This window comes from Microbacterium sp. NIBRBAC000506063, from assembly GCF_017968845.1.
GTDB lineage: Bacteria > Actinomycetota > Actinomycetes > Actinomycetales > Microbacteriaceae > Microbacterium.
Window position 1 is genome coordinate 522299 of sequence record NZ_CP072876.1, and the last position, 20853, is coordinate 543151.

At 70.6% G+C, this 20853-nt stretch carries 16 protein-coding genes, 1 other RNA gene and 8 pseudogenes; 8 read left to right on the forward strand and 17 right to left on the reverse strand.

Annotated elements, in window-relative coordinates; genetic code table 11:
• Positions 1-10: 10 nt before the first annotated feature.
• The 9 genes and pseudogenes from KAE78_RS19220 to ffs form a co-directional block, all read right to left on the reverse strand.
• Positions 11-1607: pseudogene (locus KAE78_RS19220) on the reverse strand (DNA polymerase III subunit gamma and tau); the annotation flags it as partial.
• Positions 1604-2035 (reverse strand): glycosyl hydrolase family 65 protein, encoded by a 432-nt coding sequence (locus KAE78_RS19225; RefSeq protein ID WP_411155974.1) that lies wholly within the window; start codon positions 2033-2035, stop codon positions 1604-1606. The gene KAE78_RS19225 and the pseudogene KAE78_RS19220, both read right to left, overlap by 4 nt.
• Positions 1972-3518 (reverse strand): annotated as a pseudogene (locus KAE78_RS19230) (glycoside hydrolase family 65 protein). Before KAE78_RS19230 ends, KAE78_RS19225 begins: the two are co-directional and overlap by 64 nt.
• Positions 3476-4158, reverse strand: a pseudogene (locus KAE78_RS19235) (hypothetical protein). The pseudogenes KAE78_RS19230 and KAE78_RS19235 overlap by 43 nt, the downstream one beginning before the upstream one ends.
• Positions 4155-4902: pseudogene (locus KAE78_RS02950) on the reverse strand (HAD family hydrolase). The pseudogenes KAE78_RS19235 and KAE78_RS02950 overlap by 4 nt, the downstream one beginning before the upstream one ends.
• A gap of 129 nt (positions 4903-5031) precedes the next feature.
• A pseudogene (locus tag KAE78_RS02955) lies at positions 5032-6268 on the reverse strand (acetate/propionate family kinase).
• Positions 6265-8373, reverse strand: a pseudogene (pta, locus tag KAE78_RS02960) (phosphate acetyltransferase). The pseudogenes KAE78_RS02955 and pta overlap by 4 nt, the downstream one beginning before the upstream one ends.
• A 29-nt stretch (positions 8374-8402) precedes the next feature.
• Positions 8403-8840: a TA system VapC family ribonuclease toxin gene (locus KAE78_RS02965; RefSeq protein WP_223171728.1), complete on the reverse strand. Its 438-nt coding sequence runs from the start codon at positions 8838-8840 to the stop codon at positions 8403-8405.
• A 275-nt stretch (positions 8841-9115) separates the two neighbouring features.
• An RNA gene (gene ffs, locus KAE78_RS02970) (signal recognition particle sRNA small type) lies at positions 9116-9211 on the reverse strand.
• A 182-nt stretch (positions 9212-9393) separates the two neighbouring features.
• On the opposite strand from ffs, the pseudogene KAE78_RS02975 reads away from it, so the two are divergent.
• The 6 genes and pseudogenes from KAE78_RS02975 (at position 9394) to KAE78_RS03000 (ending at position 13736) form a co-directional block, all read left to right on the forward strand.
• Positions 9394-10369, forward strand: a pseudogene (locus tag KAE78_RS02975) (AAA family ATPase).
• Between the two features lies 1 nt (position 10370).
• Positions 10371-10793, forward strand: coding sequence for a hypothetical protein (locus tag KAE78_RS02980; RefSeq protein ID WP_223171729.1), 423 nt, complete (start codon positions 10371-10373; stop codon positions 10791-10793).
• Between the two features lie 29 nt (positions 10794-10822).
• Positions 10823-11104 carry a hypothetical protein gene (locus tag KAE78_RS02985; RefSeq protein ID WP_223172530.1) on the forward strand — a complete coding sequence of 94 codons (282 nt, stop codon included), beginning with the start codon at positions 10823-10825 and terminating at the stop codon, positions 11102-11104.
• Entirely contained in the window at positions 11002-11424 is a 423-nt protein-coding gene (locus KAE78_RS02990) for a DUF58 domain-containing protein (protein WP_223171730.1), read from the forward strand. Before KAE78_RS02985 ends, KAE78_RS02990 begins: the two co-directional genes overlap by 103 nt.
• Positions 11425-11520: 96 nt before the next feature.
• Positions 11521-12588, forward strand: a pseudogene (locus KAE78_RS02995) (DUF3488 domain-containing protein); the annotation flags it as partial.
• Positions 12552-13736, forward strand: coding sequence for a transglutaminase-like domain-containing protein (locus tag KAE78_RS03000; RefSeq protein ID WP_223171731.1), 1185 nt, complete (start codon positions 12552-12554; stop codon positions 13734-13736). The pseudogene KAE78_RS02995 and the gene KAE78_RS03000, both read left to right, overlap by 37 nt.
• Positions 13737-13749: 13 nt before the next feature.
• Here KAE78_RS03000 and KAE78_RS03005 read toward each other — a convergent pair whose 3' ends face one another.
• On the reverse strand, positions 13750-14637 hold the full coding sequence (locus KAE78_RS03005) for a rhodanese-related sulfurtransferase (protein WP_223171733.1): 888 nt from the start codon (positions 14635-14637) through the stop codon (positions 13750-13752).
• 115 nt (positions 14638-14752) lie between these two features.
• Here KAE78_RS03005 and KAE78_RS03010 point away from each other — a divergent pair, with 115 nt between their 5' ends.
• Positions 14753-16021 carry an ATP-binding protein gene (locus KAE78_RS03010; protein ID WP_223171735.1) on the forward strand — a complete coding sequence of 423 codons (1269 nt, stop codon included), beginning with the start codon at positions 14753-14755 and terminating at the stop codon, positions 16019-16021.
• Between the two features lie 10 nt (positions 16022-16031).
• Here KAE78_RS03010 and KAE78_RS18255 read toward each other — a convergent pair whose 3' ends face one another.
• The 6 genes from KAE78_RS18255 to KAE78_RS03030 form a co-directional block, all read right to left on the reverse strand.
• Entirely contained in the window at positions 16032-16313 is a 282-nt protein-coding gene (locus tag KAE78_RS18255) for a M20/M25/M40 family metallo-hydrolase (RefSeq protein ID WP_317451836.1), read from the reverse strand.
• Positions 16310-16642, reverse strand: coding sequence for a peptidase dimerization domain-containing protein (locus KAE78_RS18260; protein ID WP_317451837.1), 333 nt, complete (start codon positions 16640-16642; stop codon positions 16310-16312). Before KAE78_RS18260 ends, KAE78_RS18255 begins: the two co-directional genes overlap by 4 nt.
• Before the next feature lie 23 nt (positions 16643-16665).
• Positions 16666-17220, reverse strand: coding sequence for a M20/M25/M40 family metallo-hydrolase (locus KAE78_RS18265; RefSeq protein WP_317451838.1), 555 nt, complete (start codon positions 17218-17220; stop codon positions 16666-16668).
• A complete protein-coding gene (locus KAE78_RS03020) occupies positions 17213-17962 on the reverse strand; it encodes an ATP-binding cassette domain-containing protein (protein ID WP_317451907.1) in 750 nt (249 codons plus the stop codon). The genes KAE78_RS18265 and KAE78_RS03020 overlap by 8 nt, the downstream gene beginning before the upstream one ends.
• A gap of 65 nt (positions 17963-18027) precedes the next feature.
• A complete protein-coding gene (locus KAE78_RS03025; protein ID WP_223171736.1) occupies positions 18028-18786 on the reverse strand; it encodes an ABC transporter ATP-binding protein in 759 nt (252 codons plus the stop codon).
• Positions 18744-19469 (reverse strand): ABC transporter permease subunit, encoded by a 726-nt coding sequence (locus KAE78_RS03030; protein ID WP_223172381.1) that lies wholly within the window; start codon positions 19467-19469, stop codon positions 18744-18746. The genes KAE78_RS03025 and KAE78_RS03030 overlap by 43 nt, the downstream gene beginning before the upstream one ends.
• Between KAE78_RS03030 and KAE78_RS03035 the strand changes: the two genes are divergently transcribed.
• On the forward strand, positions 19455-19904 hold the full coding sequence (locus KAE78_RS03035) for a hypothetical protein (RefSeq protein ID WP_223172531.1): 450 nt from the start codon (positions 19455-19457) through the stop codon (positions 19902-19904). The genes KAE78_RS03030 and KAE78_RS03035 overlap by 15 nt on opposite strands.
• On the opposite strand, the gene KAE78_RS03040 is transcribed toward KAE78_RS03035, so the two are convergent.
• The gene (locus KAE78_RS03040) at positions 19867-20664 is read right to left on the reverse strand and encodes an ABC transporter permease (RefSeq protein ID WP_262927726.1); all 798 of its coding nucleotides are present in this window, start codon (positions 20662-20664) and stop codon (positions 19867-19869) included. The genes KAE78_RS03035 and KAE78_RS03040 overlap by 38 nt on opposite strands.
• Between the last annotated feature and the right edge of the window lie 189 nt (positions 20665-20853).

Below are 20853 nucleotides of genomic sequence, written 5' to 3' on the forward strand. Positions count from 1 at the left end.
CGGCCTCGATGGCCGTGCGCAGGTGGTCGGAGGGTCCCGAGCCGGGCGTGGTGCCCTTGAAGGTGTCGAGGTCGCTCTTGGCGGCGAAGCCGACCGTCAGCACCTCGGTGTCGGTGTCGTAGGCGAGCGGCTGCGCGACGGTGACGGCGATCCAGGCGCCGCGGCTGAGCGACTCGAGCCGTGTGAGGATCGCGGGCCAGGCGGCCGTGAGGCGATCGAAGGTGACGGGACCGACGGGGCAGGTTCGGGCTCCGGGGTCGGCTGAGAAGTCGGCGCGGCGGCGGGTGCCGGAGGCGGCACATGGTGGCCGACTGCGGCATCGTCGCCGCGTTTCGACTCGGTCGCTTCGCGGCCTCGCTCAACGACCGGTGGTTGCGGGGTGACCGGGTCGGGTTTCGCCGTGCTCGGCGCGGCGACGGAGGGTGGGACCGCCGGGCCGCGACGGCGGAAGGGGCGGTGCCCTGCGCCGCCGGGGTGGATGCCGACGATGCCGCAGCGGCGGCCGAGGCGAGCACGCGGGCCACCATGAGCTCGAGCTGCAGACGCGGAGAGGTGGCGCCGGTCATGTCGTCGAGGGCGGCGCTGACGATGTCGGCGGTGCGCGAGAGCCGGTCGGCGCCGAAGAGATCGGCCTGCCCCGCATCCGCTCCAGCTCGTCTTCGGTGCGACCGCGCAGCACCGCGGCGGCCTCGTCTCCGACCGCGGCGATCACGATGAGATCGCGCAGGCGCTCGAGCAGGTCGTCGACGAAACGACGGGGGTCCTGCCCGGTCTGCACGACGCGGTCGACCGCGGGGAATGCCTCGGCCGGGTTCGCGCCCGCCAGGGCATCGACGATCTCGTCGAGGAGCGCGGTGTGGGTGTAGCCCAGCAGCGCGACGGCGCGCTCGTAGCGGACCTTCACCGCGTCGCCCTCGGGGTCGGACCCGGCGATCAGCTGGTCCAAGAGCGACAGTGTGTCTCGCGGCGATCCTCCGCCGGCGCGGACGACGAGCGGCAGCACACCCGTCTCGACCTGCACGCCCTCCTCGCCGCAGAGCTTCTCGACGTACTCGAGCATGGCCGCGGGCGGCACGAGCCGGAACGGATAGTGATGCGTGCGCGAGCGGATGGTGCCCAGCACCTTCTCGGGCTCGGTCGTCGCGAAGATGAACTTCACATGCGCCGGGGTTCTTCGACGAGCTTGAGCAGGGCGTTGAAGCCCTGCGGCGTGACCATGTGCGCCTCGTCGAGGATGAAGATCTTGAACCGGTCGCGGCTGGGGCGAAGGTCGCCCGCTCGCGCAGGTCGCGGGCGTCGTCGACGCCGTTGTGACTGGCCGCGTCGATCTCGACGACGTCGAGCGAGCCGCCGCCGGCCCGCGACAGCTCGACGCAGCTCGGGCAGGTGCCGCACGGGGTGTCGGTGGGCCCCTCTGCGCAGTTCAGGCACCGCGCGAGGATGCGCGCCGAGGTGGTCTTGCCGCAGCCGCGCGGCCCCGAGAACAGATAGGCGTGGCCGACCCGGTCACCGCGCAGCGCCGTCATCAGCGGATCGGTCACCTGGGACTGCCCGATCATCTCGCCGAAGGTCTCGGGCCGGTAGCGGCGGTAGAGGGCTGTGGTCACCACACCAGCCTACGGCGTGGCTCGGACACTTCGCCCGGCTCAGCGGATCGCATTCGGGTGCCCTGCTCTTCCCGCTTCGCCTGCTCCTCGGCGATGAGATCGAGGGACAGCGCGGAGGTGACCGGAACAGATGCGGACAGCAGCGTCCCGTCCTCTCTGCGCGCATCCGCGATCTGCCGCAGGGTCGGGCGGCCGGGCCGGACCGGGCCCTGACCGTCGAGCGGGATCGTCACGGCATCCGACACCTCATAGGCGGTGCCGCGCACGCTGAAGCTCACCGGCTCGCCCTCGCGCACCTCGACGGTCAGCGCGTCCTTCGTGACCGTGATGTACAGGCGCGATCCCTGCCACCGCAGCGGGAACTTCAGCGACGGCCAGTCCTCCGGGAGGCGCGGGTCGAAGCTGAGCTCGCCCTGATGGTCGCGCATGCCGCCGAAGCCGAAGACGAGCGCTGTCCACACGCCCCGGCCGAGGCCACGTGCACGCCATCGGAGGCGTTGTGGTGGAGGTCGGCGAGGTCGACGAAGAGCGACTGCTCGAAGTACTCGCGGGCCAGATCCTGATAGCCGACCTCGGCGGCGAGCACCGACTGCACGACCGCCGACAGCGTCGAGTCGCCCGTCGTCAGCGGGTCGTAGTACTCGAAGTCGGCGAGCTTCTCCTCGTCGGTGAAGTGATTGCCCTGCAGGAACAGCGCCAGCACGACATCGGCCTGCTTGAGCACCTGGAAGCGGTAGATCACCAGCGGGTGGTAGTGCAGCAGGAGAGGGCGCTGCTCGGGCGGGCTCTGGGAGAGGTCCCAGACCTCCTTCTCGAGGAACTGCGCGTCCTGCGGGTGGATGCCCAGCGCTTCGCTGAAGGGGATGTGCATCGCCTCGGCGGCGCGCTCCCACAGGTCGCACTCCCCCGGATCCAGGTCGAGACGCTCCACGAGCGCGGCGTAGGCCTCGGGGCTGTCGTGCGCGATGCTGCGGACGACCCGCGCGGCGTAGCGCAAGTTGTAGCGGGCCATGACGTTCGTGAAGAGGTTGTCGTTGACGACCGTCGTGTACTCGTCGGGACCGGTGACCCCGTGGATGTGGAACGATTCGTCGCCGTTGCTCGATCGCCAGAAGCCCAGTGTGGCCCAGAGTCGCGCGGTCTCGACGAGGATGTCGACGCCCTCGCGGTACAGGAAATCCTCGTCGCCCGTGGCCCGCACATACTTGCCGAGCGCGAAGCTCACGTCGGCGTTGATGTGGTACTGCGCCGTGCCGGCCGCATAATACGCCGAAGCCTCTTCGCCGCTGATCGTGCGCCAGGGGAAGAGCGCCCCGGCCTCGTTGAGCTGCGCCGCGCGCTTGCGGGCCGCGGGCAGCATGAGCACACGGGCGCGGAGGGCGTTCAGCGCCAGCCGCGGCGTCGTGTAGCTGAGGAAGGGAGCACGTAGATCTCGGTGTCCCAGAAGTAGTGACCGCTGTATCCGGAGCCGGACACCCCCTTGGCCGGAATGCCCAGCCCGTCCGCGCGCGCCGCGGCCTGCGCGAGCTGGAACAGGCACCAGCGGGTCGCCTGCTGCAGGTCGTCGTGCCCCTCGATCAGCACGTCCGAGCGGCTCCAGAAGCGCTCCAACCACCCCGCCTGGCGATCGAACTGCCGCTCGACCCCCTCCACAGCGACACGGTCGAGGGTGCGCCGGCACCGATCGACGAGCTCCCGCGCCGGCACCCCTCGCGAGGTGTGATAACTCACGAGCTTGGTGATCCGGATGGGGACCCCGGCCCGCGCCTGCACGCGGAAGACGTTCTTGGCGATGTCGGGCTCGACGAGCTGCCGTGCCGAGTAGTCGTTGTCGGTCTCGATGACGTGATCGGCGACGACGGCGACGGTCATGCCCGAGTCGGCGACGCGGTAGGACAGCGCCGAGCGCAGCCCGTCCTGCCAGTACTCCCCGGCACCAGCACGCGCTCGGCGATCCTCTCGGCGCGGCGCGGATCGAAGCCGGCCTTCCCCGGTCCGGTATGCGTGCCGCCGTAGACGTCCTCGCCGTCCTGCCGGTTGATGAGCTGGCAGCTCACCGTCACCGGCGCATCGGCGTTCTCGACCGTGACCTCCAGCCGCAGCACGGCGAGGTGGCGCTCCTCGAAGCTGACCAGACGCTCGTCGCGCATGCGCACCCGCTTGCCCGAGGGGTCTCCCAGACCAGGCTCCGGCTCAGCACGCCGGTGCGCATGTCGAGGGAGCGCTCGTAGTCCCGGACGGACGCCTCGTCGAACGACAGCGGCTCATCGTCCACGTAGACGCGCATGATCTTCGCGTCCGGGGCGTTGACGATCGTCTGTCCGACCTCGGCGAAGCCATAGGCCTGCTCGGCGTGACGAATCGGCCAGGTCTCATGCAGTCCGTTGATGAAGGTGCCGTGCTCGTGCGCACCGCGACCCTCGATGTGGTTGCCGCGCAGTCCCAGATAGCCGTTGCCGACGGTGAAGACCGTCTCGGAGACCCCATCCCCCGAATAGCCGGTCTCGACGAGACGCCAGGGGTCGGCGGGGAAGCGCTGCCGGTCGATCATTCGTGCTCCGAATCAAGGTCAGGGAGGAAAACGGCAAGATCATCGACGATACACGTCGCGCCGGCCGCGGTGAGCTCCTCGGCTCCGGCCCCGCGGTCCACGCCGACGACCGCGGCGCATCCGGCGTCCGCCGCCGCTCTGACGCCCGAGACGGCGTCCTCCACGGCGATGCAGTCGGCCGCGTCGAGGCCGAGCGCCTGGGCGCCGCGAGGAACATGTCCGGAGCGGGCTTCGAGGGCAGGTGGTCGCGCTCGGCGACGATGCCGTCGACCACCGCGGTGAAGAACCGGGCGAGGTCGGATGCCGCGAGCACCGCGCCCGCGTTCTTCGAGCTGGACACGACGGCGAGCGCCGTGCCAGCCGCGTGCAGCCGTTCGACGACGGCGAGGGAGCCGGGATAGGGATCGACCCCGTTCGCGGCGAGCTCCTCGGCGAAGGCGTCGTTCTTGCGGTTGCCGATGCCGCACACGGTCTCGGCGGTCGGCGGGTCCGCGGGGCTCCCCACGGCAGCTCGACGTTGCGGCTGCGCAACACGCTCGCGACGCCGTCGTAGCGCTTCTTGCCGTCGACGTGAGCGAAGTAGTCGTCGTCGGTGTAGGCGGGGGTGATCCCCCAGTCGGCGAACAGGTCGTCGAAGACGTGCTGCCAGGCGCGCATGTGCACCTCGGCCGTGGGTGTCAGCACGCCGTCGAGGTCGAAGAGCACGCCTCCCACGGCGCGGAGATCAGGGAGGTTTTCAGGCATGGGAGCCCTCTCTGAGGCAGGGTTGTCACGTCGGGCCGGCTCGTCATCGCGCCACCCGTCCAGCGTAGGGCCGTGGGCCGCCGGAACGGTAGCCCTCCGGCATCCGGGATCTGAACTCGGTGCGCACGCTCAGGAGACGGCGAGGGCGAACGCCTGCCGGGCGATCTCCAGCTCCTCGTTCGTGGGCACGACGAGCACGTCGACCGCGGAGTCGTCCGCGGAGATGCGTCGGATGCCGCGGCGCCGCGCCTCGTTGCGGGCGGCATCGATCCGCACCCCGGCGAAGCCCAGGGTCGCCATCGCCTCGGCGCGCACGCGCGCGGCGTTCTCGCCGACCCGGCGGTGAAGGAGATGACGTCGACCCCGCCGAGGAGCGCCAGGTAGGAGCCCGCATAGGCGCGCAGCCGATGGATGTAGACGTCGAAGGCGAGGACGGCGGCGGCATCGGCCTCCTCGACGCCGGAGAGGATGTCGCGCATGTCGCTGCGCCCCGACAGACCCAGCAAACCGCTGCGGCGGTTCAGCAGCACGTCGAGCTCGTCGACCGTCATGCCCGCCGTGCGGGCGAGGTGGAAGAGCGCGGCCGGATCGATGTCGCCCGAGCGGGTGCCCATGACCAGTCCCTCCAGGGGCGTGAGACCCATCGAGGTCTCGACCGAACGGCCCCCGCGCACGGCGGTGACCGAGGCGCCGTTGCCGAGATGGAAGACGATCTGCCGCAGCTCGGCGGTGTCGCGCCCGAGGAAGCGCGCCGCCTCTTCGCTCACGAACTTGTGGCTCGTGCCGTGGAAGCCGTAGCGGCGCACCTGGTGGTCGCGGGCGACCTCGGCGTCGATCGCGTAGGTGTAGGCGGCCGGCGCCAGGGTCTGGTGGAAGGCGGTGTCGAAGACCGCCACATGCGGCAGCGCGGGGAAGGCGGCCTCCGCCGAACGGATGCCGGCGAGATTGGCGGGGTTGTGCAGGGGCGCAAGGACCGAGAGCGCCTCGATCTCGGCCTCGACCTCGGCCGTCACCAGGACGGGATCCACGAAGCGGGAGCCGCCGTGCACGACCCGGTGCCCGACGGCGACCGGCGGGTTCTCCTCCAGCGACGGCCCGTAGGCCGCGAAGGCCTCGCGCATGACGTCGAACGCGCGGTCGTGGTCGGGGATCGGCAGCTCCTGGGTGCGCGTCGCGTCCAGGACGGCGGGTGCGGCATCCGCTCCCCGAAGGCGCGCACGGTGTGGGTCGCCACTCCGGTCCCTGAGCTCGCCGACGGGCCGATCCGCTCGATGAGCCCGTCGGCGAGCGTCCGCTCGGAGGACATGTCGATGAGGCTGTACTTGAGCGAGGACGAGCCGGAGTTGACGACGAGGACGACGCTCACGGAGTCGCCCCCTGCGCCTGGATCGCGGTGATCGTGACCGTGTTGACGATGTCGTCGACAAGGGCACCGCGGGAGAGGTCGTTGATGGGCTTGTTCAGCCCCTGCAGCACCGGTCCGATCGCCACCGCGCCGGCCGAGCGCTGCACGGCCTTGTAGGTGTTGTTGCCGGTGTTGAGGTCGGGGAAGACGAACACTGTCGCGCGGCCGGCGACCTGCGACTCGGGGAGCTTGGCGGCGGCGACGGCCGCGTCCGCCGCCGCGTCGTACTGGATCGGCCCCTCGACCGGCAGCCCCGGCGCGCGCTCGCGGACGAGGGCGGTCGCCGCGCGCACCTTCTCGACGTCGGCGCCCGACCCGGACTCGCCCGTCGAGTAGGAGAGCATCGCCACGCGCGGCTCGATCCCGAAGCGGGCGGCCGTGGCCGCCGAGGAGATCGCGATGTCGGCCAGCTGGGCGCTGGTCGGATCGGGGATCACCGCGCAGTCGCCGTAGACGAGCACGCGGTCGGCGAGCGCCATGAGGAAGACGCTGGAGACGACGTCGACGCCCGGGCCGTCTTGATGATCTCGAAGGCCGGACGGATCGTGTGCGCGGTCGTGTGCGCCGCGCCCGAGACCATGCCGTCGGCGAGCCCCAGGTGGACCATCATCGTCCCGAAGTAGGAGACGTCGGTGACGATGTCGGCGGCCTGACCGACCGTGATGCCCTTGTGCGCCCGCAGCCGCGCATACTCGGCCGCGAAGCGCGCCACATGGTCGGGGTCGCGCGGGCTGAGGATGCGTGCGGCGCCGATGTCGATGCCGAGCTCGGTCGCCCGGCCCCGGACCTCGGCCTCCTCGCCGAGGATCGTGAGGTCGGCGATGCCGCGGGCGAGGACGGACGCCGCGGCCCGCAGGATCCGGTCGTCCTCCCCCTCCGGCAGCACGATGTGGCGGCGATCGGTGCGCGCCTGCTCGATGAGCCCGTACTCGAACATGAGCGGGTGACCACGCTGGACTCGGCGACGCCGAGGGCGATCGTGAGCTCGGTGAGATCGACATGCGTCTGGAAGAGCGCGAGCGCGGTGTCGTAGCGCCGCCGCGAGTCCGCCGAGAGCCGTCCCCTGGCGTTCATGATGCGCACCGCCGTGTCGTAGGTGCCGTGATCGGTCGCGATGATCGGGAGTGCGGAGCCGAAGCCGTCCAGGAGCCGCCTGATCGGCTCGGGCAGCTCGAAGGGGCCGTTGAGCACGATGCCGGCGATCGCGGGGAAGGTGCCCGACTCGTTCGCCAGCAGCGTCGCCAGCAGCACCTCGGTGCGGTCGGCGGGGATCACCACGACCGCCCCTCGGTCAGCCGGGCAGGACGTTGACCATCGACATGCCGGCCACCACGACGCCGAGGGCCTCGCGGGTGAGCGACTCCGGATCGCCCGCGACGTGCCGGCCGTCGACGGCGGCCATGATCCCGCGGATCGACGGGCCACGAGCGAGCGGTCCTCGGGATCGCCCAGACGGATGCCGTCTCGGAGTGCACCGCGCGCACGGCCTCGATCGTCTCGCCGAGCCTCTCGGGGTCGGCGCGGTTCACGATCACGGCGAACAGCTCGGCCCGCTCCTGGGCGAGCTCGCTCAGCGTCAGCGAGGCGATCTGACCGACCTCGGCGGGCGTCCGCGCGGTCGTCGTCCCCAGCTGCTCGGCCTGCTCCCGTTGATCGCGGCCGCTGAGCACGAGGAGCACGGGAGCGCCGAGGTTCGCCGCGACCCGGGCGTTGTAGCCGAGCTCGGCCGGGCTGGCGACATCCGTGTAGTCACTGCCGACGATGACCACCGACTCGCACTGGGCCTCGACTGCTTTGAAGCGCTCGACGATCGTCGCGAGCGCGGCATCCGGGTCGTCGCGCACGTCGTCGTAGGTGACGCCGACGCACTCCTCGTACTCCAGGTGGACGCCGTCATGGTCGAGCAGGAGCTCGAGCACATAGTCGCGTTCGACGGCGGAGCGGGCGATCGGGCGGAAGACGCCCACGCGCGGGGTGACCCGCATGAGCGCATCGAGCACACCCAGCGCGATCGTGGACTTGCCGGTATGCCCCTCCGCGGAGGTGATGTAGATGCTGCGCGCCACGGCACCAGCCTATGGGTGCGACAGAGGGATCACGAGGCCGGGGATGTGCCGACCGTCTCGACCCGCAGCGTGAGGTAGCGCCCGGCGACGGCGCGATCGAGCGTGGCGAACGGAGCTCCGGATGCCAGCGCGAATGCCGCGAGGTAGTCGTCGGTCCACAGCTTGTGACTCTTGTCGTCCCTGGCGGAGAGCGCCCGCCAGTGCAGTTGCAGCCCGGCGGGCTCGTCGAGGAACGTCACGCGATCGTCGCTGCTGACAGAGTCGAGGACATCCCACGCTCGCGCACGCGAGAGCGTGTCCTCTCGGAGAACGCTCGGATTGGTGAGCAACCGGAGCAGACCCATCTGAGTGACGCGGCAGAATGCGAGCGACTCCTCCTTCGTCGTGCGCCACTTCTGCACGGCCTCGTGATCCGGATGCTTGCCCCAGAGCCCCGCCAACCAGACGCCGACGTCGAGGAGGATCACAGAGCGTACCGAAGGTCGTCTTCGGCGAGGATGTCGGCGATGTCCTCGTTCGTGATGTCGTACTTCTTGGCTGTGCCGCCTCCGATGACCGGCCACGGCATGCGGGCGCCCCTCCTGTGCACTGCCCCACGGCCACCTCACGCGCGACGGCCCGCGTCAGCACCTCTTTGAGCGTCTCGCCGCGCTGGGCAGCCAGGACCTTGGCGGCTTTCGCCAGGTCATCGGGGAGATCGACGGTTGTGCGCATAAACACATATTAGCATCACATACCGCAGAGAGAAGGCCCTCCGCGCACCCGACAGAGCCCGGTTACCCTTGCTACGTTTCCGTCCTGGGGAATTGGCCTGGATGCCGCCACGCGGAGAGCCGGACACCAGTCTAACCGACCCGCGCGGCCCCGACGCCGGGACTCCGATGAGCGCCCCGGCAGCCCTCCCGCCGAAAGCGGATCCGGGCGGATTCAGGGGCACTCAGGGTCGCATCAGGGTCGTCGCGGGTTACGATCGAGACACCAGGCGCACCGCGGCGCCGCGCGCACGGCGGGAAGGACAGCATGACGGCATCCGATACTCCGAACGGCGTGTGGGGCTTCACCGCCCAGACGCAGGCGATCCTCGACGCGATCGACACCGTCATCGACGGGAAGCCGGATGCCGTGCGCTTCGCACTCGTGTGCCTGCTGGCCGAAGGGCATCTGCTCATCGAGGATGTGCCCGGGGTCGGCAAGACGATGCTCGCCCGCGCGATGGCGGCCAGCGTCGATGCGACCGTGCGACGCATCCAGTTCACCCCCGATCTCCTTCCCGGCGACATCACCGGCGTCTCGGTCTACAACCCCGTCGCGCAGGAGTTCGAGTTCAAGCGCGGCGCCGTCTTCGCGCACATCGTGATCGCCGACGAGATCAACCGCTCCTCCCCAAGACCCAGTCGGCGCTGCTGGAGGCGATGGAGGAGGGGCAGGTCACGGCCGACGGGCGCACCCACGACCTGCCGAGCCCGTTCCTCGTGGTCGCGACGCAGAACCCGCTGGAGATGGAGGGCACCTATGCCCTCCCGGAGGCGCAGCGCGACCGGTTCATGATGCGCATCTCGATGGGGTATCCGGATGCCGCGGCCGAGGCGCTCATGCTCCGCCAGCGCGACACCGTCAACCCGCTCACCGCGCTCAGCCCCGTCACCAGCGTCGACGACATCACCCGACTGATCGCCTTCGCCCGCTCCGTGCACGTCGCTCCCGTCATCGAGGAGTACGCCGTCGCCCTCGCGCAGGCGACCCGCACCGACCCCGCCCTGCACCTGGGGCGAGCCCGCGGGCGACCCTGCAGCTGATCCGTGCGGCGAAGGTGTGGGCCGCCCTCGACGGGCGCGAGTTCGTGCTGCCGGACGACCTGACCGTGCTGCTTGTCCCCGTCTTCGCGCACCGTCTGCTGCCGGCGCGCGGCGCCCAGCGCGTCGGAGCCCAGCCGGTCGAGGAGGCGCTCGCCCGCATCATCGAGACCACCCCGGTGCCGGTGGCCTCACGGGGCTGAGATGGCGCTGCGTCGGCTGTTCACCGGGCGCGGCCTGGCGCTGCTGGCCGCGGCGATCGCGTGCTTCGTGGCCGCGAACGTCCTGGCCGCCCCCGTACTGGGCTATGTCGCGCTCCTGTTCGTGCTGCTGGTCGCCTTCGGCCTGGTGTCGGTGTTCCTCACGGATGCCCGCGGCGACGTCACCCGCGCCATCTCCACCGACCTCATCACGGTCGGCGAGACCTCCGAGGTGCACATGCACCTGCGTCCGCGCGGGCGCCTCATCCGCCACGCCCGCTGGAGCGACACCCTGCCGCCGGCCGTCACCGGCACCGCGGAGGGCCCGTCTCGCCCCCGGACGCCCCGGTCGACGCCCGCGAGTCGATCCCGCTGTCCTACGCGCTGCGCGGCATCCGCCGGGGCGTCTGGAAGCTGGGACCTCTGACGCTGCGCACGAGCGACCCCTTCGGCCTCGTGAACCGTCGCCAGCGGCTCGGCGGGCAGCGCACGATCACGGTCGTGCCGCAGCTCGTGCCGCTGCCGCACCTGGTCACCCTGTACGGCGCGGCGGGCGGCGCCTCGCACACCGTCTCCAGCCGCCTGGGGCAGGGAGCCGACAATCTCGCCCCCGCCGCTACGTCGCGGGCGACTCGATGCGCCGCATCCACTGGCGGGCGACCGCCCATCGTGGCGATCTCATGGTGCGCCAGGAGGAAGAGGAGGCGAGCCCCGACGCCCTCGTCGTGCTCGACCTGAGCCCGGCCCGCTGGGAGCACGCCGGCGAAGGGCCGGATCCGCGGTTCGAGCTGGCCGTGAGCGCCTGCGCGTCCGCGGCGATACAGCTGGCCGCGGACGGGTACGCCGTCGACGTGCTCGACGCGAGCGGCGCACAGCTCGGCGTGCTGCGCGGGAACGAGGAGGACGCCGATGAGCTCCTCGTCGCCCTCGCCACCGTGGACCCCGCGGCAAGGACGCGGTGCCGCGCTTCGACGGCGCCCCCGTCGGCCCGCTCGTCGTCATCACCGGGCGCATCGAGGATGCCGCGGATCAGCTGCCCAAGCATCCGTCGGCCATGACGGCCGTCCTGCTGGCGGCCGAGCCCCTGCCCGGTGCGCTCGAGGCCCTGCGCGCCACGGGCTGGACCGCTCAGCGCCTGGACGAGGTGGTGTCGGATGCCTGACAAGCCCGCCCGCCGGCGCACCTCCGTCGCGGCATCCGCTCTCGCCGTCGTCTCGGTCGTGGTGGCGCTCTGGCCGTACGCCGGGGTGATCCAACTGCGGACCTGGATCCTGCCGATCCTGTTCCTGACGCTCGTGCTCACGGTGATCGGGGCGGTGCTGCGCCGCCTCCTGGCCTCCCGGTCGCTGCCCCTGCGCGTCTGGGTGACCGCGCTCGTGCAGCTTCTCGTCCTGCTGTGCCTGCTCACGATGCTCTTCGGCCGGACGACGGCGGTGTTCGGGGTGTTCCCGACGCTGCGCACGGCCCGGCTCGTGCCGTACTTCATCGAGCAGTCGATCAGCAGCATCTGGTTCGGCAGCGCGCCGCTGGCACCGAGCACCTCGCTCGTCTTCGTGCTGACGGCCGCATTCGGCCTCGCCGCGATCCTGCTCGATCACCTGCTCGCGCACGGCCGGGTCGTCCTCGCCGCCGTGACGGTCGCCGTGGTCGGCGGAGTGCCTATGATCATCACGCGCAGTCCCGTGGACATCTGGTGGTTCGTCGCCTTCGCCGTGCTGGTCCTCGTGCTGCTGCGCCGCAGCGTCCGCAGCGAGCCGCGCGCGCCGCGTCGTTCGCCGGTGGTGCTGGCCGCCATCGTGGGAGTCGTCGCGATCGGCGCGACGGTGTTCTTCGGTCCGAGTCTGCCGCTGTCGGCGATGGGCGTGGGGCCGGGCAGCCAGGTCATGCTGAATCCGACGCTCGACCTCGGCGAGGATCTCCGCGAGCCGCGCAGCTTCGACGTCGTCACTCTCGCCACGAGCGCCGAACGTGCACCGTATCTGCGCCTGGCGACGCTGTCCGAGTTCGACGGCGAGGTGTGGCAGACCGACGAGGCCGAGACGCAGCCCCTGCGCGAGGGGTTCGGGCAGAGCGGCCTTCCGGACGACCTCGAGAGCCGGTCGACGTCGATACGGATGCAGGATGTCGCCGGCCGCTGGCTGCCGGTGCCCTACCCGGCCACCGCCGCCTACGGGCTGTCCGAGGAGTGGCGGGCGATGCCCGCCAACCGCAGCATCGTGTCCACCTCGGCGAGCGCGCAGGACCAGGACTACACGGTGGCCTCCCTCGTCGTCGATCCGACGCTCGAGGAGATGCGCGGGGATCGCCGCGGCACCGGAGTGGCACCGGCGCATCGGGCGCTTCCGGAGGACGTCCCCTCGAACATCGCCGAACTCGCCCGCGAGGTGACGCGGATGCGACGACCGACTACGACCGGCTCGCCGCCCTCCAGTCCTGGTTCCGCAGCCAGTTCCGCTACTCGCTGAGCACGCCCGTCGAGGAGGGCTTCGACGGTTCGGGGGCCGAGGCCGTCGGGCAGTTCCTCGAGGTGCGGGCCGGGTACTGCGTCCACTTCGCGGCGGCCTTCGCGCTCATGGCCCGCTCGCTCGACATGCCCTCGCGCATCGTCGTCGGCTTCCTCCCCGGCACGCCGACCGGGGAACGGCGCGGCGACGAGATCCTGTACTCGGTCAAGAGCGACGACCTGCATGCCTGGCCGGAGGTGTACTTCGAGCGCTGGGGCTGGATCGCCTTCGAGCCGACCGCCTCGCGCGGCACTCCCACGCAGTTCATCACGACCGCCGAGCGTGAGGAGGCCGACAGCGCCTCCCCGACGCCGACGCCCGGCGCGACGCCCGGCGCCGAGATCACGGCAGGACCGGAGATCGATCGGAACGATGACGCGGGGGCCATTCCTCAAGCGGGGGATCTGCCCCCGTTCGACGCCCGCCCGCTTCTGGGCACGATCGGTGTGATCCTCATCGCTCTGCTCGTCCCCGCCGCCGTCCGCCTGACCCGTCGCGCCAGACGCATGATGCGCGCGGGCCGGGGCGACGCGGCGGCGGCATGGGCCGAGCTCGAAGACACCCTCGTGGATCTCCGGATCCCGGTGACCGAGGCGGAGAGTCCGCGGGGCCGCGGCATCCGACTCCGCAGGAGGCACCGTGTGAAGGGCGAGGAGCTTCAGAGGCTCATCGAGGCGATCGAGCGCGAGAGCTATGCGGCGCCCGGCTCGGATGCGGGTGACCTGGCCGTACCGCTGCGGCGCGTCCTCCGGCAGCTGGTCCACGAAGCGGAGCCGTCCGAGCGGGCGGCGGCGCTGCTGCTGCCGCGGTCGCTGCTGCCGATGGGCTCGGGCCGCATCCCGGTGGTGTCACCCGCGCAGGCGTGACCTCTTTCTGCGCTCAGGCGTGCTCGGCGCAGGGCGCCGCATCGCAGGCGGCGCACACGACGAACTGCCGACGGCAGGAGAGGTCGGGGCAGTTCGCGGTGCGATTGGTGGGCTCGCCGCATCCGACGCACTCCCCGATGATCGCCGCGTGGTCGGTGAAGTCCACCGAGCCGCGCTTGTCGAAGACGTACAGCGACCCCTCCCACAGCCCGTCGTCGCCGAAGCGCTCCCCGTAGCGGACGATGCCGCCGTCGAGCTGGTACACCTCGCCGAAGCCGCGCGCGGTCATGAGGCTCGAGAGCACCTCGCAGCGGATGCCTCCCGTGCAGTAGGTGACGACGGGCCTGCCCTTGAGATCGTCGTACTCGCCCGAGTCGAGCAGCCGGACGAAGTCGCGCGTGGTCTCGACGTCGGGGACGACCGCATCCTTGAACCGGCCGATCTGGGCCTCAAGGGCGTTGCGGCCGTCGAAGAAGACGACCTCCTCGCCGCGCTCGTCGACGAGCCGGTGCAGTTCCTCGGGGCTCAGGTGCGTGCCGCCGCCGATCACGCCGTTCTCGTCGACGCGCAGCTCCCCCGGTGCCCCGAAGGACACGATCTCGTCGCGTACCTTGACGCTGAGCTTGGGGAAGTCGAGGCTGCGGCCCTCCTCGTCCAGGCCCGTCCCCTCGCTCCACTTGATATCGGCGTTCTTGAACGGGGCGTAGGAGCGGAAGGACCGCGCCCACGCCTTCAGCGCCGGCAGGTCGCCGCCGAGGGTGCCGTTGATGCCGTCCTTCGAAATGATGAGCCGCCCGCGCAGCTTCAGCGCCTCGCAGGCGTCGCGCTGCCACAGCCGGATCGCCTCGGGATCGGCGAGCGGCGTGAACGCGTAGAACAGGACGATCTTGGGGGTGGGCACCCGGCCGATTCTAGACGAGTGTCCTCTGGGATAAGTAAAGTAAAGATCTGGGATCAGTAAAGTAAAAGATGTGGGATTGGTAAAGCAGAGAGGGTGGAATCGGTAAAGTAGGGGTATGGCGGACTACCGGAGACGCATCATCGACAGCGAGCTCGATGAGGTGTTTCCGGCCCTTGCGGCTATCAGCCTGGACGGCCCGAAGGGTGTAGGGAAGACGGCGACCGCGATGCGCCGCGCACAGAGCGCGATTCCTCTCGACAACGACGACGCCCTCGAAGCCACCGCCAGCGACCCTGGATTCATCGACAGGGCGCGCAAGCCGCTTCTGATCGATGAGTGGCAGCGCCTGCCCGCCGTATGGGATCTCGTCCGCAGGGCCGTCGACCGCGATGGTTCCGGTGGACAATTCCTCCTCGCGGGGAGTGCCGTTCCAGTGACGGCACCGGTGCACAGCGGCGCCGCTCGGATCACCAGTTTGCGGATGCGACCCCTCGCGATCTCAGAACGGGTCGAGCAGGAACCAACGGTATCCCTCGCAGCATTGTTCCCGGGCAATGGTGAGATCGCCGGTGAGACGTCATGGACACTGCCTGACTACGTGCGCGAGATCGTCTCCTCCGGCTTCCCGGGAATCCGAAGGCTTTCACCTCGCGCGCGAAGGCTCGCCCTCGACGGCTATCTGACGCGCATCCTCGAGAGAGACATGGTCGAGCAAGGCTATCGGGTCCGCGCTCCCGCATCTCTGCGCGCGTGGCTGCGCGCCTACGCCGAGGCCACCGCCTCCACCGCAAGCTACACGACCATCCTCGATGCTGCGACCGTCGGCGAGGCCGACAAGCCGAGCAAACCCACCACCATCGCCTACCGCGACGTCCTCACGCAGCTGTGGATGCTCGATCCGGTCGAGGCCTGGCGGCCTTTCGGGGTTGATCTCGGGCGCATTGCCAAGTCTCCGAAGCATCATCTCGCCGACCCCGCACTTGCGGCACGGCTCATGGGCCTTGATGAAACGACGCTTCTAGATCTACGTGAGCACGCGACACTCGGACCTCAACAGGGCACCGCTCTCGGGCGGCTGTTCGAAGGATTGGTGACGCTCAGCGTGCAGAGCTATGCGCAAGCAGCGGAGGCACGGCTCTGGCACTTCCGCGATCAGGCGGGCACACATGAAGCGGACCTGATCGTCGAAAGGGGCGATCGCGTCATTGCGATAGAGGTCAAACTCGCAGCGACCGTGAGCCCGTCCGATGTACGGCATCTTCTATGGCTACGGGATCGCCTGGGCGACCGCCTTGCCGATGCCGTCGTGGTGACCACCGGCCAGCGTGCATACCGTCGCAGGGACGGCGTCGCTGTGGTCCCGCTTGCCCTGCTGGGGCCCTGAGAGCACCGGTCTACCGCTCGTGGAGGCGCTCCCAGGCGAGACCTGCCAGGAGCGCGGCCTGCACGTCGAGGATCGAGTCGTCGAACACCGCCGTCTCGGAATGCATGGGGGTCGATCCCTCGTCCGGGGCGACGCCGAGGAAGACGAGCGTGCCCGGCACCTCCTCCAGCACGTAGGCGAAGTCCTCGGAGGCCATGGACGGCGCCGGCAGTCGCAGCACGCCCTCCGAGCCGACCCGAGCCTCGAGCGCGGCGAGCACCCGCTCGGTCTCCGCCGGGTCGTTGTAGGTCACCGGATACGAGGGATGAACTCGCTCTCCAGCGTGCAGCCATGCGCCTCGGCGAGCGCGGTCAGCAGTTGCGGAAGCTTCTCCCTCACCGTCGCGAGCGTCTCGCGACTGAGAGTGCGGACGTTCAGCTCGATCTCGACGGATGCCGCGAGCACGTTGCCTGCGTCGGAGTCCGTGCGCAGGCGGGTCACCGAGATCACCGCCGGGTCCGTCGCCGGGACCCGGCGGGCGGCGAAGGACTGGACCGCGAGGACGAGCTCGGCGGCCACCGGCACCGGATCGACCGAGAGGTGCGGGAAGGCGGCGTGACCGCCCGTGCCGCGCAGTGTCATCCGGATCGCGCTGACACTGGCCATCATCGCCCCGCCCGGCTCACGAGCAGACCGCGCGGGGTCATGCAGTCCACGTGCACGGCGTAGGCCGCGACCGGACGCTCCCCGGCGGCGTCCAGCACGCCCTCCTCGAGCATGATGCGTCCGCCGCCGTGGCCCTCCTCGCCCGGCTGGAACATGAAGACGACGTCGCCCTCGAGATTCTCCCGGTGCGCGGCGAGCAGGCGCGCGGCTCCGAGGAGGCCCGCCATGTGCAGGTCGTGCCCGCAGGCGTGCATCGCCCCGCCGCCCGCGGCGAAGGGAAGCCCCGTCGCCTCGGCGATCGGCAACCCGTCCATGTCGGCGCGCAGCAGGACTGCCGGCCCGGGTCGCACGCCGCGCAGCACCGCGGTGACCGAGGAGAGCCGCTTCCCGACGGCGACCTCGAGACCGAGACCCTCCAGCTCGCGCAGGACGATCCGCTGGGTCTCGGGAAGGACGAGACCGACCTCGGCTCCGGCGTGGAGTTCCCGGCGCAGCGCGCGCAAGGGCTCGCGGAGCGCCCGTGCCTCGTCCTCGAAAGAGGGCGTCTCAGCCATCCAGCACCATCCTCTCGCCCAGCACCGGCACGGCGGCCAGCAGCTCCCGCGTGTAGGGCTCGGCCGGGTCGCTCAGCAGCGCCTCCGTCTCCCCGAACTCCACGATGCGCCCGTGACGCATCACGGCGGTCTCGTCGCTGATGTAGCGCACGACCGCCAGATTGTGGGAGATGAACAGCATGGTCAGACCGAGCCGCTGCTGCAGGTCGCGGAGCAGGTTCAGTACCGTGGACTGCACCGAGACGTCGAGCGCGCTGGTGACCTCGTCGGCGATGAGGATCTCCGGGTCCCCGGCGAGCGCGCGGGCGATGGTGATGCGCTGCCGCTGGCCCCCGGAGAAGGACTTCGGCAGCTCTCCGGCGCGCGCCGGGTCCAGGTCGACCTGCTGCAGCAGCTCGGCGACGCGGGCACGGCGCTGCTCGCGTGAGAACGGGCGGCCGGCGGCGAGGAGTCCCTCAGCGATGGAGTCGCCGATCGGCATCCGCGGATCGAGCGCCGAGAACGGGTCCTGGAAGACCATCTGGATCCTCCTCCGGGCCTGCTTCGCCTCGCTGCCGTGCCCCACCGTGCTGACCCCGTTCACCCGGATGTCGCCTTCGCGGATCGGCGTCAGGCCGACCGCGGCGCTGGCGATCGTCGACTTGCCGGAACCCGACTCCCCACGAGACCCAGCGTGCGGCCGGCGGCCACCTCGAGGCAGACCCCGAGACGACGTCGCGCGAGCCGTAGCGGACGGACAGATCCTCGATGACGAGTGCGCTCATCGCACGACCTCCTCGTGCGGACGATCGGCCGCGGCGTCCTGGTTCACGGGCGAGGTGCCTTCGGAGAGCTCCTGCGGCCGCAGGTGGTCGCTGATGACCGGCAGGGGCCGCGTGCGATCCGAACGCATGTCGGGGAGACAGGCGATGAGCCCTCGGTGTAGGGATGCCTCGCCTGCTCCCTGATGTGCGCTGCATCCAGCTGCTCGACGATCTCGCCGTCCTTCATCACCACGACCCGATCGCAGAAGCCGGAGACCAGGGCGATGTCGTGCGAGATGAAGACGATGCCGGCGCCCGTGGCCTGCTGGGCCCGGCTCAGCACGCTGAGCACCTGCCGCTGCACCGTGACATCCAGCGCCGTGGTGGGCTCGTCGGCGATGATCAGGCGAGGCCGGCCGGTCAGCGCCATGCCGATCATGGCGCGCTGCCGCATCCCTCCCGAGAACTGATGGGGGTAGTCGCCGAGCCGCTCGGCAGGATCCGGGATGCGGACGGCCTCCAGACCCTCCACGGCGACCCTGCGCGCTTCCGCCCTACTGAGCCCCAGATGCTGCCGGGGCACCTCGGTGAGCTGCCGTCCGATCGTCAGCGCCGGGTTGAGCGAGGTGAGCGGGTCCTGGAAGATGATGCCGACCTCCACGCCCAGCCGCCTCTTCTCGGCGGTGCCGAGCGGAGCGTCGAGGTCGATGTCGTCGAAGCGGCGCGTCTCGGCGTCGATGATCGCGGGCGATTCGAGAAGGCCCGCGAGCGCCATCGCGGTCAGCGACTTGCCCGAGCCGGACTCGCCGACGATGCCGACCACCTCCCTGCGGCGACGTGCAGGTCGACGCCCTTGACGCGCTCGACCACTCCTCCTTCGCCATCGGGGAAGGAGATGTGCAGCTTCCGCACCTCGGCCAGCGGCGCCGCAGCGTCATGCTGCTCGGATGTCGGGAGGTGGGACTTGGCCGCCCGCTGCGCGAGAACGGCGGCACGACTCGCCTGCGCCACCGCGCGCATGCCCTGCCCGGGCTGATCGCCGAGCGTCTCGGCGATCATCGTGAAGACCAGCGCGGCGAAGACCACGGCGATGCCGGGGCCGATGGCCGCCATGGGGTTCGTGTAGAGATGGCCGAGGCCTTCGTTGAGCAGGCGCCCCCAGTCGTACTCGGGAGCCTGGACGCCCAGCCCCAGGAAGGAGAGCCCGGCGAAGGCGAGGAGGGTGGTGCTCGCCGCCGCCGCGGCCTGGACGAGCAGTGGACCGGTGATGTTCGGCAGCACATGCCTGGCCATGATCCCGAACGGCCCGACGCCGACCACGCGCGCGGCGCGCACATAGTCCTGATCGGCGACGGAGGCCGCCATGTTGTAGACGAGGCGCGTGACGTTGGGGATGCCGGCCAGGCCGATCGCCAGCATCGCCCCGACGGCGGTGGCCCCCAGATCACGGTGAAGAAGAGCACCAGCAGCAGCCAGGGGAACGCCAGCAGCATGTCCATCACCCAGATGAGCGCCCGCCGCGGACGTCGCGGGAGGATGGCCGCCGTGAGGCCGATGACGAGCCCTCCGCTGATGAGCATCGCCGTCGCCCCCGCCGTCAGCAGCAGAGAGGTGCGCGTGGCCATCATGACGCGGGCGAAGATGTCTCGGCCGAGGTCGTCGGTGCCGAAGAGGTACTCCGCCCCCGCCGTGGCCCAGCGGTCCGGGATGTTGCGCAGGGTCGCCGCGTCCTCCCAGACGCTCGGCGCGATGACCGAGATGGTCGCCAGCACGACGAGGCCCACGATCGCGGTGATGCCGGTGACGCTGATCCACCGCGAGCGGCGGCGGGGCCGGGAGGACGGCGGGCCGACGCGCGGTGCTTCCAGCGTGCCGGGGGCTGCGGTGGCCATCATCGTGGCACTCACCCTTCTGCGATCGTGGTGCGGGGATCGATCGTGATGAGGATCAGATCGACGATCAGGTTCACGGCGAGCACCATCCCGGCGTACACGAGCACCATGCCCTGGATCATCGGGTAGTCCTTGGTGCCGACCGCCGAGACGAGCGTCGCACCGGTTCCGGGGATGGCGAAGATCGTCTCGATGATCACCGTCCCGGCGACGAGGCCGGCGAACAGCAGACCGCCCACCGTCAGCGTCGCGGTGACGATGTTCGGGAGCGCATGACGCAGCAGGATCACCCTCTGCGGCAGGCGCTTGGCGCGCGCGGTGGCGATGTAGGTGGAGTCGAGGACCTTGATCATCTCCACCTGCACGATGCGCGCCAGATAGGCCATCGACCCGAGGGCCAGGCCCAGGACCGGCAGCACCGCGTTTCGCGGCTCTCCCCAGCCCGCGGGCGGGAAGAGTCCCAGCCACATGCTGAACACCGCGATCAGGCCGACCGACAGCACGAAGTCCGGGATCGCGATGAGGATGCCGAGGAAGCCGGAGATGCCGCTGTTGACCGTGCGGCCGCGGCCGGTGCGTGCGACCAGGGCCGCGCCCATGCCGATCGGCAGCGCGCCGATGACGGCCACGACGAAACCGAGCGCGCCGAGGGTCAGCGTGGTCGGGAAGCGAGCGCCGATGGTGCCCGCCACCGACTGCCCGGTCTGGATCGACGTTCCCAGGTCGCCCCGCAGCAGCCCTGCCATGTAGTCCAGGAGCTGCTGCGGGATCGGCTTGTCCAGACCGAGCTGCACCCGGGTGCTCTCCACCAGCGTCGCGGGGGCCGTCGGCCCCAGCGCCGCCCGGACGGGGTCCCCGGCACCATGTGCACCACGAAGAACGCGGCGAGCACGACGATCACCAGGCTCGCGATGAGCCGTCCGATCCTCCGGATGGCGAAGTCGGTGCGGGGCGAGAGCCGGCTGCGACGCTCCTTGAGGAGCATCAGCGAGCCGGTC